The sequence below is a fragment of the Muriicola sp. SD30 genome (assembly GCF_041205185.1).
Classification (GTDB): domain Bacteria; phylum Bacteroidota; class Bacteroidia; order Flavobacteriales; family Flavobacteriaceae; genus Muriicola.
This window is the reverse complement of record NZ_JBGEWB010000001.1, coordinates 60109-75479: the sequence shown is the minus strand read 5'-3', so window position 1 is coordinate 75479 and position 15371 is coordinate 60109. Positions and strand designations below refer to the sequence as shown.

Sequence of the window (15371 nt, the reverse complement as noted above, 5' to 3'; positions counted from 1 at the left end):
TGAGATGAAAGTGCTGCATCTGGATACCAACCACCCCCTTTTGCTGGAGCAACTGGCCTCCATGGGTTTTGAAAATACAGAAGAATACAAGGCCGGGAAGAAAGAAGTTGAAGATATAATTCACCTGTTTGACGGGATCATAATTCGAAGTCGGTTTAAAATTGACAAAGAATTCCTTGATAAAGCAACCCGACTTAAATTTATAGGGAGGGTTGGGGCCGGATTGGAAAATATCGATGTCACATACGCTAATAAAAAAGGAGTCTTCCTTGCTGCTGCTCCTGAAGGCAACAGAAATGCTGTAGGAGAACATGCGCTTGGGATGCTGCTCTCCCTCTTTAACAATCTTAATAAGGCAGACAGAGAAGTGAGGCAGGGGATCTGGGACCGGGAAGGAAATCGGGGTCTGGAACTGGAAGGCAAAACTGTAGGTATCATCGGTTATGGGAATACAGGCAAAGCATTTGCCAAAAAGCTATCAGGTTTTGATGTGGAAGTTCTTTGCTGCGATATCCTTCCAGATTTAGGGGATGAGTTTGCCCGGCAGGTTCCTCTTAAAGAACTGCAGCAAAAAGCCGATGTGCTTAGCCTTCATATACCACAGACTCCACTTACACTGGGGATGGTGAACAAGAAATTTATTGAGTCTTTTTCAAAACCTTTCTGGTTGCTTAATACAGCCAGAGGAAAATGTGTGGTTACCAGCGATCTGGTTGCTGCACTTAAATCAGGGAAAATTAGAGGTGCAGGACTCGATGTGCTTGAATACGAAAGGGTCTCCTTTGAAGATCTTTTCGGAGAGGAAAAAATGCCTGCAGAATTTAAATACCTCATCAACTCAGAACGTGTACTTCTCAGTCCACATATTGCTGGCTGGACCGAGGAAAGTAAGGTAAAGCTTGCCCAGACGATCGTAGATAAAATCAAGGGCAAATTTTTAGTATCTTAGGGTGACCTTTTAGCATAGTTTCTTACATCACCAACCATATACTTGTCATGACTTCAGATGCAAAGTCTCCGGAAGAATACATCGCTTCCCTCCCATCGGATCGAAAAGAAGCCATCATCCAATTGCGCAAAACAATTACTTCAAATTTGCCAAAGGGATTTAAAGAAACGATGAATTATGGAATGATTGGCTACGTAGTACCTCACAGCCTCTATCCTGATGGTTACCATTGTACTCCCGAACTTCCTCTGCCTTTTATGAGTTTAGCATCCCAAAAAAATTATATTGCCCTGTATCATTCAGGAATTTACGCAGATGAAGATCTGCAAGCCTGGTTTGTGGGAGAATATCACAAATACGTTAGCACAAAACTCGACATGGGTAAGAGTTGTGTCCGCTTTAAAAAACCAGAAAACATTCCATATGAGCTCATCGCTGAGTTATGTACAAAAATGTCAGTGGAGGATTGGATCGCTTTGTATGAGAAAAACATTAAAAAAACAACATGAAAAACAGAGTAACGGGACTTGGAGGATTTTTCTTCAAAACGAAAGACCCTGACAAGATTAAGGATTGGTACAAGGAGCATCTCGGGCTGAATACAGACCAATACGGCTGCACTTTCTGGTGGAAAGACAAAGAAGGCAATGATTGTTCAACACAATGGAGCCCTTTTAAAGAGGATACAACTTATTTTCAACCCAGTGAAAAGCAATTTATGATGAACTTCCGGGTAGAGAATCTCCGTGAACTTCTGGCAGCTTTAAAGGAGGAAGGGGTTGAAGTAATTGGAGAGGTTGAGGAATACGACTACGGTAAATTTGGTTGGATTCTCGATCCGGAAGGAAATAAAATTGAATTATGGGAGCCTGTTGACAAGGCATTTCTTTGAAATCAAAAAATGTCCTACATTTATTCCAAACTCTAACCACATAAATCAATATTATGTCTGAAGATAAAAAAGATTTGGGCGACAAAGCCAAGGAAGCCTTCGACGATGCCAAGGAATCCGCAAAAAAAGCAGCAGACGAAGCCAAAGAGTCTGCAGGTGAATTTAAGGAAGAAGCCAAAAAGACGGCTGATGAATTTCGCGAAGGATTAAAAACCGCAGGGGGAGATAATAAAAAAATCCTGGCAGGTATTCTCGGAATACTTTTCGGTTCACTTGGGATTCACAAGTTTATACTGGGTTATAACAAAGAAGGTGTTATTCTGCTGGCCATTACCCTAATAGGTTATGCCACAACCTGTATTGTAGTGGGTGCATTCTTCTTCTGGATTCCCGGACTTATCGGACTAATTGAAGGTATCATCTACCTTACTAAATCTGATGAAGAATTCTACAATACCTATCAGGTGGGTAAAAAACCCTGGTTCTGATCAAATTATAAAGTCGGATTTTATCAGTCCGACTTTTATATTTCAATTTTATATCGTAATATTACGATATACAAATATGAAATGGGACTCACAAAAACACAGATTTTCGATACCTCTCAGAATGAACTGGCGACTATTTTCAAGGTTCTGGGGCATCCTGGCAGGATTGCAATTCTTCAGTACATCAGCACGCAGAGCGCATGTATTTGCAACGATATCGTTGAGGAAATTGGCCTGGCACAACCTACTATCTCACAGCACCTGAAGGAGTTAAAACGAATTGGCCTGATTGAAGGCGAAATTGAGGGAAACACTGTCTGTTATTGTATAGCCCTGGATCGTTGGAAGGAGATACAAGCCTTGCTCAATTCTTTTTTTAATGAAACAAAGATTAATTGCTGCTAAATTTTGAAACTATGAAAACAGCTGAATTTTTAAATTTTCTAAACAATCAGACCTCCAGGGAACTGATATTTGAATACGAAGCCGGTAAAAAGATCGGTGCAAATTATCACATCACAGAAATAAAGAATACCCGTATTGATTCGGTCGACTGTGGCGGCAGGACGGATGCCTGGAATGAAACGGTAATCCAGCTTTGGGAAAGTCCGGCCGAAATTGACAAAACGGAATATATGACGACAGCCAAGGCCAAAAGCATTCTAGATCTTGTTCATTCGATGAAGCCCTTAGACCTGGAAGCAGAAGTGAAATTCGAATATGGGAATAAAAGATTTCACACGGCGCAGCTTTATGTACAAGGAGTGAAGGCTGAAAAGGATACCCTTACGATTGTGCTGGATGTTAACCCTACCTTGTGCAAAGCAGAAGAACTTTGTGGTGTAAATGATGAAACACAAGCTGTAGCTGAAGAATGTTGTGATCCGGGATCTGGATGCTGTTAAAATCCTTGATATGAAACTAAGACCCATGTCCCCCACAGACTGGCCGGCGGTAGCACAAATCTACCTCGAAGGTATTGAAACAGGTTTTGCTACTTTCGAAAAACAAGTTCCTGCATTTGAAGATTGGGATAAGGCTCATACCCGTTCGTGCAGGTTGGTTGCCGATGAGAATAATTCCATAGTGGGGTGGGCGGCTCTTTCCCCCGTATCAGGACGCTGTGTTTATGGTGGAGTTGGGGAGGTTAGTGTCTATGTAAGCAAAAATCATTGGGGTAAAGGAATTGGTAAAAAACTCCTGAATGCCTTAATTGAATCCAGCGAAAAAGAGGGCTTCTGGACCCTACAATCAGGAATTTTCCCCGAGAATAAAGGAAGTGTGAATATCCATTTGCAATGCGGATTCAGACAAATAGGATATAGGGAACGTATTGGACAGTTAGACGGAGAATGGAAAGACAATCTGATTTTTGAGCGCAGAAGTAAAAAAGTAGGTTCAAATTAATAATACTAACAAAGAAACATGTCAGAAAAAAATGTATTGGTGCTCTGTACCGGAAACTCCTGTAGAAGTCAGATGGCACACGGCTATTTAAAAAAATATCTTGGTGATCGTGCCAGGATTTACAGTGCCGGAATTGAAACACATGGTTTAAATCCTGGGGCGGTGGCTATCATGAAAGAAGACGGGATGGATATCAGCGCGCATACTTCCAATCACGTAGATGAATACAAGGGTATTGATTGGGATTTTATTATCACGGTTTGTGATCATGCCAATGAAAACTGTCCGTTTATCCCCGCACCAAAGGCAAAGCGATTGCACCATAACTTTTTCGATCCTTCCAAGGTTGAAGGCAGCGAAAAAGAAATTCATGAGGCTTTCGAAAAGGCCAGGAATGAAATCAGAGGGTACTGTTCTGAATTTGCAGCAACGAAATTTTCCTAAACTATACCATTATTTTCAGCCAACTTTCTCTCGAGTTCAGCCTGGAATTCTTCCATTACCGGTTTTACGGTACTTTCGGGAAGATCGGCTATTCTTATATACATTAAGCCATCAACGGCATTGTTAAATAATGGGTCCACATTAAAGGCTACCACCTTGGCATTTTGCTTGATGTATTTTTTAATCAATACAGGCAGGCGGAGGCTTCCTGGCTCTACCTCTTCAATAAGTCGGTCAAATTTATTGAGGTCGGCTTCAGTTTCATCGAAAACAAACTCCTTATCGGCGTCTTTTAGTTTCACCTTGAATTCTTTTTTGGGATGAATATACTGGGCTACATAGGGGTCCCAGTAATTCGACTTCATAAATTCTATCATCAGGGATTTGGAGAAGTTGGAAAACTGGTTGCTGATACTAACTCCACCAATGAGGTATTTATGTTCCGGATAACGAAGTGTTGTATGTACGATGCCTTTCCACAAAAGAAATAAGGGCATAGGTTTTTGCTGGTATTCCTTTACAATATAGGCCCTGCCCATCTCGATGGATTGTGACATCATGGTGTGGAGTTCTGGTTCGAATCCGAAAAGGTCCTGCAGATAAAAACCATCAATGCCATGCTCGGGAAAAATATGTGACCCCATTCCCATTCGATACGCCCCTACAATGCATTTGTCTTCGTCATCCCAAAGGAAAAGGTGATGGTAATAATCATCAAAACGATCGAGGTCAATAGCCTTATTAGTTCCCTCCCCTATAGCCCTGAATGTAACTTCCCTCTGTCTTCCTATTTCATTCAGAATAAAGGGCATATCCTTCTTTTGTGCCAGGAAGACTTCGTAATTCTTGCTTTGTAAAAGACGACAGTCCTTTTCCCGTAACTTTTCTATCTCCCCCTGAATGACTTCAGTACGGACGGCAGTTGCAATTTTACGCGGAGCCTTGGGAATTTTTAAACTTCCGGGAATCTGGTTGATAAGCGACTCTTTTTCATAGGCATTGGCCAGAATGTATGTCTTCCTTCTTAACAGATCTGTGAATTCTTCAAGGCTATTCTGCTCTTTCTGTGAAGCTACTGAGATTGGCTGGCCAATTCTCACTTTTATGCTCCTGTTACGCTGAGATGTTAGCTCGGAAGGGAGTTTTGCTGTTCTGAAAATATCGTTGATACGGGAAAGACGATAAAACAATTTACTATTCCTTGCGTGGAAATAAATGGGTACGACAGGAACCTCTGCTTTCCTGATCAATTTAAGAGCAGCTTCTTCCCAGGGTTTATCCACAATTAATTTTCCATCCTTGTAGGTAGATACCTCTCCTGCCGGGAAAATTCCCAGCGGATGTCCTTCTTTAATATGCTGAATGGCACTTTTAAATCCGGCTATGCTGCTTTTGGCGTCTTTGCGCGTTTCAAAGGGATTGACGGGTAAAATATAAGGTATAAGAGGTTCTACCCTGTGGAGCAGGAAATTAGCAATAATCTTATAATCCTTTCGGTGCTGAAGTAAAAGTTTGAGAAGCAGAATACCGTCAATTCCTCCAAGCGGGTGATTACTTATTGTAATAAATGCCCCATCCTTAGGCAATCTTTTTATGTCCTCTTCAGGAATCTCAAACTTGATCTCGTAATGCTCCAGGATGGCATCGAGGAAGGATTGCGTATCTAAATGCTTATGCTTTACATAAAAAGCATTCATCGAGGACAACTTGGTGATCTTCATCAGCATCCAGCCCATAAAGGTCCCAAAAAAACCATAGCGCTCTAGATTGATAGCTTTTGCTACTTCCTTAGCCGTAACTAAACCCATATTGATATATGCTGATTAAAGGGTAAAGATAGGAAAATAGGCTTTGCTCTTTCGTAGAAAAAAAGAAGATAAGCTTAGTGGATATCCTATTTTACCACTATTTGAACAGTTTCCTTTCCCCGCTGTTCCAATAAGACTTCTTTTCCATTCTGAAGAGAATCAATTGATTGAGTGTCAAAATGCCTTATGGTGTACAAGGATACTCCTTCGTGATGCACTACCTTAAATTTACCTTTCAGGTGATCAAGAAGTTCTTCCAGACGCCCAAACTTATTGTCTACACATACTGAAAAACTGATGGCTGAATTCTGGATCATATCCACTTTCATTTTATAGTCGTGGAGGAGTTTAAACAAGTCACTGATACTATCTTCCACAATAAAAGAGAAATCGAGGGAAGAAAGTTTCATAAGTACCTGGTTTTTCTTCACGATAAAACAAGGGACTTTTGGGTCAATACTTTCTCCCTTTCCAACTGTAGTACCCGGATCTTTGGGGTTCAAAAACGACTTCACCAACAGGGGAATTTCCTTCCTTTGTAATGGCTGAAGTGTCTTAGGGTGAATCACTGAAGCCCCGTAAAAGGCCAGCTCTATGGCTTCCCTGTAGCTGATTTTGTTGAGTAATTGCGACTCCTTAAAATATCTCGGATCTGCATTTAAAACTCCGGGGACATCTTTCCAGATGGTCACAGAATGCGCATTCAGGCAATACGCCAGGATGGCAGCGGTATAATCAGAACCTTCTCGTCCCAGAGTGGTGGTAAAATTATTTTCATCACTTCCGATAAATCCCTGACTGACATATAATTTACCTTTATCTAGCCCTTTTGAAACCCTTTCCTGGGTCTTTTCCCAATCTATACCGGCATCCCGATAATTGTTATCGGTTTTAATAAAGTTACGGATATCGAGCCAGCTATTGTTGATGCCCGCTTCATTTAAATAGGCGCTCACAATAGCTGTTGAGATCATTTCGCCGTAACAAACGACCTGATCGTAGACAAAACTATATTTGGGCGATTTGTTCCAGGCGAGAAATCCTCTGACCTCTTCTAATAATTCCTTTATGTCATTAAAAACAGGATGCCCAGTAGTAGGAAACAACCTATTGAGAATTTCCTGATGAAATTCTTCAACTGCCTGTAATGCAACGGATACCGCTGTTTTATCCTTAAAATAGGCATTTACTACCTCTTCCATAGCATTCGTAGTTTTGCCCATGGCCGAGATGACTAAAAAAGTATCCTCGTGACCTGTCTCCTGCAATACTTTCACCAGGTTCTTCACTCCATCAGCATCCTTTACAGATGCTCCTCCAAATTTAAATACCCTCATATATTTTCAATAAAATTTTTTATCCCAGATTCATCTAGTTGTACCACATCCCAGTCCCGCATCACTCTGGCTCCTTTCCGTTCATAGAACGAAATAGCCGGTTCATTCCAGTCGAGTACCTCCCAGCTTATACGCTTTACTCCCAGATCATGGCCGTATTGTATGACGGCTTCCAGTAGTGCTGTTCCCAGACCGCTACCCCGCATTTTTTTTGTTACAATCAGGTCTTCCAGATGAAGTACCGGACCTTTCCAGGTAGAGTACCTGGGGTATACCAGGGCCATTCCTCCGATATAACTATCTACCTCTCCCACAAAACAATGGAAGAGAGGGGTATCCCCGAAACCATGCTTTACGAGATGTTCAGCGTTAATTTCAACCGCATCGGGTTCCTTCTCAAATTCAGCCAGTTCCTTTATCAGCTCCTGCACCCTCTCCATGTCTTCTGGTCTTGCATGTCGGATTAGCATTTTCATCATTGTTACATATAAAACACAAAGTTATAATTTTAAATAATGAAAGAGGCTGCAATTCCACTTAGTATAACAAATTATGCGATATTTGTAGGTATATAACACAACCCCAAATGGACAAAAAGAACACCACTCTTGGCGAGTTCATAATAGAAAACCAATCTTCATTTCAGTATTCCTCGGGTGAGCTTTCGAAGTTGATTAACGCGATCAGGTTGGCAGCCAAAGTAGTCAACCACGAGGTTAACAAGGCGGGATTGATAGATATACTCGGCGGGGTAGGTGACACAAATATTCAGGGGGAAGATCAACAAAAGCTCGATGTTCTGGCCAATGAAAAATTTATTCAAACCCTTAAGAACCGTGAGATCGTATGCGGTATTGCCTCGGAAGAAGAAGATGACTTCATCAGTGTAAACAGTAATGATGAAAATAATCAGAACAAATATATCGTCCTGATCGATCCTTTGGACGGGTCTTCCAACATCGATGTCAACGTCTCTGTGGGCACTATCTTTTCCATCTATAGAAGGGTTACTCCTTTGGGGACACCCGTCACTCTTGAAGATTTTTTACAACCCGGTGTTGATCAGGTAGCTGCCGGGTATGTCGTTTACGGGACATCAACGATGCTAGTATACACCACAGGAGCAGGGGTTAACGGTTTTACTCTGAATCCGGCTATCGGCACTTTTTACCTTTCACATCCCAACATGGAATTTCCTGAAACAGGCAAGATCTATTCGGTAAATGAAGGGAATTACATCCATTTTCCGCAGGGAGTAAAAAATTATATTAAGTATTGTCAGAAAGAAGAAGGTGACAGGCCCTATACCTCTCGTTATATCGGTTCTCTGGTTTCAGATTTTCACAGGAATATGATCAAGGGAGGAATTTATATATACCCTAAAAGCAGCGTGGCCGCTGAAGGAAAATTAAGACTCCTTTACGAATGTAACCCTATGGCATTTCTGGCCGAACAAGCCAACGGTAAGGCGAGTGATGGCTTTGGAAGGATACTCGAAATTAAACCTACAGAATTGCACCAGCGTGTTCCATTCTTCTGTGGAAGCAGTAAAATGGTGGAAAAGGCCGAAGAATTTATGGCTGAACAAGCAAGCCAGGAAAATAAAGTATAGTCCTGTTATTTCTTCTTTCGCTTCATCATATACAGGTAGTCCTCAAAATCGAATTTCCCCCTGAATAATATGATAGATCTGCGAATCACTTTTTCGGCTTTAGCTGGAGAATAGCCAAGTGCTAAGGCATACTTTTTAATCAACCTTACTTCGTCCTCGTCAATCCTGTGATCAGCGAATATAATATTGAACAGATCATATAGTCTTTCCAATCTCTCCTCTGAAGAATACGGAGCCTCAACAGGGTATTTGTTCTCCTTCTTCATTACCTCTCTGATTTCCTCTCCGGAAATATCCAGTTTAACGGCAAACTTATCAAGCACTTTTTGTTCGCTTGGGTTGATCTCTCCGTCAACTGCCGCAAGTGAGGCAATGGCTGCAAAATGCGCCAGGTTACTGCGCTTTTCACTGTGGTTATATAAATCTTTAATGGACATAATTTAACGTCTTTATAGTACACAAAGATACTTCATTTGGAAGGGAAAACGTCCATTTTTACAGCAATATTTTTCCCTTATCAGCCTCAGGGAACCAGGTTGTATCACAAATTTTTGTATCTGATTTTATTCTGAGAATTCTCACAGCCTGAACATTTACTCAAATACAAAAAGCCCGAGATTTTGTACCTTGGCCCTGCTATGGAAAATCCACTATTAGCCTTTACGGAAAAGGGGATTTATTGTGAGAAAGCCAAGGTTTATCTCGATCCCTGGAAACCGGTTGAAAAGGCCATTATCTCACACGGCCATGCCGATCACAGTCGGTGGGGACACAAGCAATACATCACCCATAAACGCAATATCCCTATCATCAAACATCGGTTGGGAGATATCAGTGCTACTGGTGTAGCCTGGAATGAATCCTTCGTGGTCAACGGAGTGAAATTCAGCCTTCATCCTGCAGGGCATATCCCTGGTTCTTCTCAAATCAGGGTAGAACACAAAGGTGAGGTCTGGGTGTTTTCAGGGGATTATAAAGCCGAAGCAGATGGGCTGTCTACACCCTTTGAACCTGTTAGCTGTCACTCCTTTATCACTGAATGTACTTTTGGCCTGCCCGCCTTTAAATGGTCTCCTCAGAAAGAAGTGTTTCAGGAGATTAATCAATGGTGGTCTGAAAACCGGGTAGAAGGAAAAACTTCTGTCCTATTCGGCTACAGCCTTGGGAAAGCTCAACGCCTCTTAAAACATCTCGATCCCTCTATCGGGAAGATTTATACCCATGCGGCCATAGAAAATATGAATGAAGTACTTCGCTCATTTCTCACTCTGCAGGAAACCGTTCGAATAACAAAGGAAACCAAAAAGGAAGAGCTCAGAGGCAACCTGGTTCTCGCGCCCCCAAGTGCACACGGAAGTACGTGGCTCAGGAAAATGGTTCCCTATGAAACAGCAACGGCAAGTGGATGGATGGCATTCAGAGGAGCACGCAGAAGAAGAGCTGTTGACAAAGGATTTGTGCTGAGTGACCATTGTGATTGGGCCGGACTGCTGAGCAGCATAGAGGCAACAGGGGCAAGTCGTGTTATATGTACCCATGGGTATTCCGATATTTTTTCCCGATTTCTCAGGGAGAAAGGATACGATGCACGTACCGAAGAAACACAATATGAAGGGGAACTAACTGAAATTAATCCAACATCCGGAGCTGAAAATTAGTTACAAGGAGATGAAGGAATTTGCTCAGCTTATAAGAAAATTAGACAGTACCAATAAAACGAAAGTTAAGGTAGAGGCACTGGCCGAATACTTTACAAATGCATACGATACGGATAAAGTATGGACCATCGCCATATTATCCCACAGAAGACCTCCCAGACCGGTAAATACTACCTTACTGAGAGAATGGGCCTCAGAAATAGCTGCGATTCCACTATGGCTTTTTGAAGAAAGCTACCATATCGTAGGGGATTTGGCCGAAACTATAGCCCTGGTGATTCCTGCATCTCAAAGAAAAATGAACATATCTCTTACTGATGTCCTGAAAGACCTGATTTCCCTTAAAAGCAAAACTGAAAAGGAGAAAAAAGCCTACCTCTTTGAGCATTGGCAAAGCTTTTCCTATTACGAACGCTTTGTCTTCACAAAATTTATCACAGGAGGATTCAGGATAGGAATCAGTCAGAAACTCATGACCAGGTCTCTTTCAAATGCCACAGGCATTGATGAAGATATCCTGGCCTACAAGCTTATGGGTAACTGGGATCCAAATACAATTTCATTCCAGGAGCTTGTACTTGAAGAAAAACAATCGGATGCCTTTTCCAAACCCTACCCTTTCTACCTGGCCTATGCTCTTGAGGGAGAACCTGAGAAATTGGGTAGTACTTCTCAGTGGTTTGCCGAACACAAATGGGATGGAATCCGATCACAGATGATCTTCAAAAACGAAGAAATATTTGTCTGGAGCAGAGGTGAGGAACTGGTCACTGATAAGTACCCTGAGTTTGCTGATCTGCTGAATTATATTCCTGACGGCACAGTAATCGACGGGGAAATACTTCCCTTCCCAAATGAAACAATTGGTACTTTTAATGACCTCCAAAAACGAATTGGACGAAAAACAGTGAGCCGGAAACTTTTGAATTCGTATCCCGTGATTGTGAAGGCATACGACCTCCTTGAATGGGATGGAAAAGATATCAGGTCACGTCCATTTGAACATAGACGTAAATTATTAGAAAACCTTATAAAACCTCTAAGCTCTAATCGATCATTGCCTATAGATCTATCGGAAACAATGTCGTTTGATAGTTGGTCTGATTTCGCAAGGGAACGCAGCCTGTCCAGAGAGAAAAAAAGTGAAGGTCTGATGTTAAAACGCAGAGACTCCCCTTATCTGGTTGGTCGAAAGAAAGGCGATTGGTGGAAATGGAAGGTAGATCCCCTAACCATTGATGCGGTTCTTACCTATGCAATGAGAGGCCATGGCAGGCGCAGCAATTTGTTTACAGACTACACCTTTGGCCTGTGGAGTACCAACCCTGAAGGAGAAAGAGAGCTGGTGACCTTTGCTAAGGCCTATTCTGGTCTTACCGATGAGGAATTTCGAAAGGTTGACGCCTGGATAAAGAAGAATACTCTGGAGCGGTTCGGGCCAGTGAGAAGTGTTACTCCTCAGCTCGTATTTGAAATCGCGTTTGAAGGGATTGCCCTTTCAGGACGGCATAAGAGCGGGGTTGCAACGCGTTTCCCTCGTATACTTCGATGGAGAACCGATAAGAGTATTGAACAGGCAAATACCCTGGAAGATCTGAAAAATCTTATTCCCTGAAACTGTAATCATGAAGAATAGTGTAGACGTATCTATTGCAGAAGATTGGTTTCAGGAACAGGGATGGTCTCCCTTCCCCTTTCAACGTAAAACCTGGAATGCTTATTTGGAAGGAAAAAACGGACTGCTCAATGCGCCTACCGGAAGTGGGAAGACCTACGCCCTGTGGTTCCCCATAGTTCTCGACTATCTCAGAGAGCAAAAAGAAACAGGGACTAAACACAAAAAAGGCCTGAAAGCGGTTTGGATCACCCCCTTACGAGCCCTCTCCCAGGAGATAAGGCAATCGGCAGAAAGGATCATTTCAGATCTCGATCTCCCCCTGACAGTGGGAATACGAACCGGAGATACCTCGACAAAAGAAAGAAGCAGGCAACGCAGAACTATGCCCGACCTACTGATTACTACCCCGGAGAGCCTGCAGTTACTTCTGGCCACAAAAGGCTATGACAAAATGTTCAGGGGTTGCAAAGCCATCGTTGTAGACGAATGGCACGAACTGCTCGGCACTAAAAGAGGCGTACAGATGGAACTGGGTCTCTCAAGGATAAAGAGCCTGGCCCCCGAATTGCGGATTTGGGGAATCTCAGCTACCATCGGGAACCTGGAACAGGCGAGACAGGTTTTACTGGGGCCCGAAAGTAAAGCCCTGAGCAATTCTGTTATGATACGGGCAAGCCTTAATAAGAAGATAAATGTAATAAGTATCATCCCTGATGAAATTGAAACCTTTCCCTGGAGAGGGCATCTGGGGCTGCGACTGCTGGATAGAGTGATCCCAATTATCAACAACAGTAAGACCACCTTACTTTTTACCAATACCCGGAGTCAATGTGAAATTTGGTATCAGAAAATCCTTGAAAAACATCCCGAGCTCGCGGGAGATATGGCCATGCATCACGGCAGTATTAATAAAGACACCCGAATATGGGTAGAGGAGGCTATCAGGAACGAAGAATTAAAGGCGGTGGTATGCACTTCAAGCCTCGATCTGGGGGTAGACTTTGCCCCCGTTGAGACGGTAATACAAATTGGCGGCCCTAAGGGAGTAGCCCGTTTTATGCAAAGAGCAGGCCGAAGCGGCCATCAGCCAGGAAAGGAAAGTGTCATATATTTCCTTCCCACTCATGCTATAGAATTAGTTGAAGCATCTGCCCTTCAACAGGCTGTGATAAAACAGGCCGTGGAAGATCGTATTCCCTACCTCAACAGCTTTGATGTGCTGGTACAATACCTGATTACACTGGCTGTTTCTGATGGTTTTTACCCCGCCAAAATCTACCCTGAAATTAAAAGTACTTTCTGCTATCAGGGCATTACGGAAGATGAGTGGCGCTGGTTGATAAATTTTGTTGTTATGGGGAGTCAGAGTCTGCAGTCCTACGACGAATACAAAAAAGTAGAAGTCTCGGAAGAGGGTAAGCTGCAGGTAAACAACCGTGGGATTGCAATGAGACACAGATTCCAGATTGGGACCATTGTTGGGGATGCACATCTTACAGTTCGATATCAGAAGGGCGGATATATCGGCTCCATAGAGGAATATTTTATTTCCAAACTCAGTCCGGGAGATGTGTTCACTTTTGCAGGCAGGAATCTTGAATTTATCCGGATAAAAGAAATGCAGGCCCTGGTCCGAAATTCTAAAAAGAAGACAAGCAAAGTCCCCAGCTGGATGGGCGGAAGGCTCACCCTTTCTGCCCAAATGTCGCAGCTCCTTCGTGAAGAACTTTATTCGGCCAATCTGCCTGTAGCGAAGCAATCTGAAGCTATACAATGTCTGGCTCCTATCTTTAAAAGACAGGAGGAAGAGAGCATTGTTCCCGGACCCGATGAGTTCCTCATTGAATCATTTAAAACACGCGACGGATACCACCATATATTTTATCCCTTTGAAGGAAGATTTGTTCATGAAGCTATGGGAAGTTTACTGGGCTATCGGGTAAGTCTGCTCTCCCCTATCACTTTTTCCCTAGCCTTTAACGACTATGGATTTGAATTGCTTTCGGATCAGGAAATAGATATACAGGCTATTATTGACAATGATCTTTTCAGCCCTGCTTATCTGTTAGATGACCTGCAAAAAAGCCTCAATTCAACAGAGATGGCCAGGCGAAAATTCCGGGATATTGCAGTGATCAGCGGTTTGGTTTTTACAGGCTATCCGGACAAAGGGGTTAAAATGAAACACCTGCAAAGCAGTTCCCAACTCCTGTTTGAAGTATTTAAAGACTATGAACCGGATAACCTCCTATATCTCCAGGCCTATAGGGAAACCTTTGAGCATCAACTGGAAGAGGGACGACTGCGGCTCGCCCTGGAGCGAATCGGGAGTCAAAACATCGTTTGGAAAAGATGTAAAAGGCCAACTCCTTTTTCCTTTCCCATCATTACCGATCGGTTAAGAGAGAAAATGTCGAGTGAAAAACTTGCCGACCGTATCAGAAAAATGACAAAGATCCTGATGAAGTAATCTAACACGAGAATCTGCTTTCTGCTTATCTTTGAATTCATGACCACTCAGATCCTGACCATTTCAGAACAACAACTTGAACTCCATCCTTCCGGAGTAATGTTCTGGTATGAGGAGAAAGTGCTGCTAATCAGTGATGTACACCTTGGAAAGGTTTCTCATTTCAGAAAATACGGGGCCGCTGTTCCTCAACAGGCGATCCATCAAAACTTTGAAATGTTGCAGCAAACCCTGCTTCATTTTCAGCCCAAAACCATTTGTTTTCTGGGAGATCTGTTCCATTCAAGTTTGAACAGGGAATGGCTGTTGTTTGAACAATGGGTTAAAAAGGCCGGCGTAAAGATGATCCTCATCGCCGGAAACCACGATATTATTTCTCCTTTAAAATACGAGGCCCTGGGAATCGATCTGAGAAAAGAACTTGTCTGGGGTCCATTCCTGCTCACCCACTATCCGGAAGAAAGAGAAGGGCTGTTTAATTTATCGGGCCATATCCACCCGGCTGTCAAATTAAAAGGTCACGGAAGACAAAGCCTTCGTTTGCCATGCTTTTTCAGAAGTCGACATCAATTAATCCTGCCCGCTTTCGGAACTTTTACCGGATCTCATATCCTGACCAAAAACAAGGAAGATGAGGTTTATGCCATAGCTGATGCCGAAGTGATAAAAATTTAGGGCCTCGTTGCAG

Annotated in this window: 17 protein-coding genes; 13 read left to right on the top strand and 4 right to left on the bottom strand. The window is 42.7% G+C overall.

The window, feature by feature from the left end; genetic code table 11:
* The first annotated feature begins 4 nt into the window (after positions 1-4).
* From AB8P51_RS00300 to AB8P51_RS00265, 8 genes are all read left to right on the top strand, one after another.
* On the top strand, positions 5-949 hold the full coding sequence (locus AB8P51_RS00300) for a 2-hydroxyacid dehydrogenase (protein ID WP_369746776.1): 945 nt from the start codon (positions 5-7) through the stop codon (positions 947-949).
* A 47-nt stretch (positions 950-996) separates the two neighbouring features.
* Positions 997-1458, top strand: coding sequence for a DUF1801 domain-containing protein (locus AB8P51_RS00295; RefSeq protein ID WP_369746775.1), 462 nt, complete (start codon positions 997-999; stop codon positions 1456-1458).
* Positions 1455-1841 carry a VOC family protein gene (locus AB8P51_RS00290; RefSeq protein WP_369746774.1) on the top strand — a complete coding sequence of 129 codons (387 nt, stop codon included), beginning with the start codon at positions 1455-1457 and terminating at the stop codon, positions 1839-1841. The genes AB8P51_RS00295 and AB8P51_RS00290 overlap by 4 nt, the downstream gene beginning before the upstream one ends.
* 53 nt (positions 1842-1894) lie before the next feature.
* Complete coding sequence (locus AB8P51_RS00285) at positions 1895-2329, top strand: NINE protein (RefSeq protein WP_369746773.1); 435 nt, start codon at positions 1895-1897, stop codon at positions 2327-2329.
* An 81-nt stretch (positions 2330-2410) separates the two neighbouring features.
* Positions 2411-2734 carry an ArsR/SmtB family transcription factor gene (locus AB8P51_RS00280; RefSeq protein WP_369746772.1) on the top strand — a complete coding sequence of 108 codons (324 nt, stop codon included), beginning with the start codon at positions 2411-2413 and terminating at the stop codon, positions 2732-2734.
* Between the two features lie 11 nt (positions 2735-2745).
* Positions 2746-3234 (top strand): DUF6428 family protein, encoded by a 489-nt coding sequence (locus AB8P51_RS00275; RefSeq protein ID WP_369746771.1) that lies wholly within the window; start codon positions 2746-2748, stop codon positions 3232-3234.
* Positions 3235-3244: 10 nt separating this feature from the next.
* Positions 3245-3736 (top strand): N-acetyltransferase family protein, encoded by a 492-nt coding sequence (locus AB8P51_RS00270; RefSeq protein ID WP_369746770.1) that lies wholly within the window; start codon positions 3245-3247, stop codon positions 3734-3736.
* Between the two features lie 18 nt (positions 3737-3754).
* On the top strand, positions 3755-4180 hold the full coding sequence (locus AB8P51_RS00265; protein WP_369746769.1) for an arsenate reductase ArsC: 426 nt from the start codon (positions 3755-3757) through the stop codon (positions 4178-4180).
* Here AB8P51_RS00265 and AB8P51_RS00260 read toward each other — a convergent pair.
* From AB8P51_RS00260 to AB8P51_RS00250, 3 genes are all read right to left on the bottom strand, one after another.
* Entirely contained in the window at positions 4177-5988 is a 1812-nt protein-coding gene (locus tag AB8P51_RS00260) for a GNAT family N-acyltransferase (protein WP_369746768.1), read from the bottom strand. The two genes, AB8P51_RS00265 and AB8P51_RS00260, sit on opposite strands and share 4 nt — an antisense overlap.
* Before the next feature lie 86 nt (positions 5989-6074).
* A complete protein-coding gene (locus tag AB8P51_RS00255; protein ID WP_369746767.1) occupies positions 6075-7325 on the bottom strand; it encodes an aspartate kinase in 1251 nt (416 codons plus the stop codon).
* On the bottom strand, positions 7322-7801 hold the full coding sequence (locus AB8P51_RS00250) for an N-acetyltransferase family protein (protein ID WP_369747675.1): 480 nt from the start codon (positions 7799-7801) through the stop codon (positions 7322-7324). The genes AB8P51_RS00255 and AB8P51_RS00250 overlap by 4 nt, the downstream gene beginning before the upstream one ends.
* 110 nt (positions 7802-7911) lie before the next feature.
* Between AB8P51_RS00250 and fbp the strand changes: the two genes are divergently transcribed.
* The gene (gene fbp, locus AB8P51_RS00245; RefSeq protein WP_369746766.1) at positions 7912-8937 is read left to right on the top strand and encodes a class 1 fructose-bisphosphatase; all 1026 of its coding nucleotides are present in this window, start codon (positions 7912-7914) and stop codon (positions 8935-8937) included.
* Between the two features lie 5 nt (positions 8938-8942).
* Here the strand turns inward: fbp and AB8P51_RS00240 are convergent, their stop codons facing one another.
* Positions 8943-9374 carry a TerB family tellurite resistance protein gene (locus AB8P51_RS00240; protein WP_369746765.1) on the bottom strand — a complete coding sequence of 144 codons (432 nt, stop codon included), beginning with the start codon at positions 9372-9374 and terminating at the stop codon, positions 8943-8945.
* Between the two features lie 201 nt (positions 9375-9575).
* Between AB8P51_RS00240 and AB8P51_RS00235 the strand changes: the two genes are divergently transcribed.
* Genes AB8P51_RS00235 through pdeM form a run of 4 tightly spaced genes read left to right on the top strand, consistent with a single transcriptional unit; the run spans position 9576 to position 15358 of the window.
* A complete protein-coding gene (locus tag AB8P51_RS00235; protein ID WP_369746764.1) occupies positions 9576-10595 on the top strand; it encodes a ligase-associated DNA damage response exonuclease in 1020 nt (339 codons plus the stop codon).
* Positions 10596-10605: 10 nt separating this feature from the next.
* Entirely contained in the window at positions 10606-12210 is a 1605-nt protein-coding gene (locus tag AB8P51_RS00230) for an ATP-dependent DNA ligase (RefSeq protein ID WP_369746763.1), read from the top strand.
* A gap of 10 nt (positions 12211-12220) precedes the next feature.
* The gene (locus AB8P51_RS00225) at positions 12221-14683 is read left to right on the top strand and encodes a ligase-associated DNA damage response DEXH box helicase (protein WP_369746762.1); all 2463 of its coding nucleotides are present in this window, start codon (positions 12221-12223) and stop codon (positions 14681-14683) included.
* 39 nt (positions 14684-14722) lie between these two features.
* On the top strand, positions 14723-15358 hold the full coding sequence (gene pdeM, locus AB8P51_RS00220; protein WP_369746761.1) for a ligase-associated DNA damage response endonuclease PdeM: 636 nt from the start codon (positions 14723-14725) through the stop codon (positions 15356-15358).
* Positions 15359-15371 lie beyond the last annotated feature (13 nt).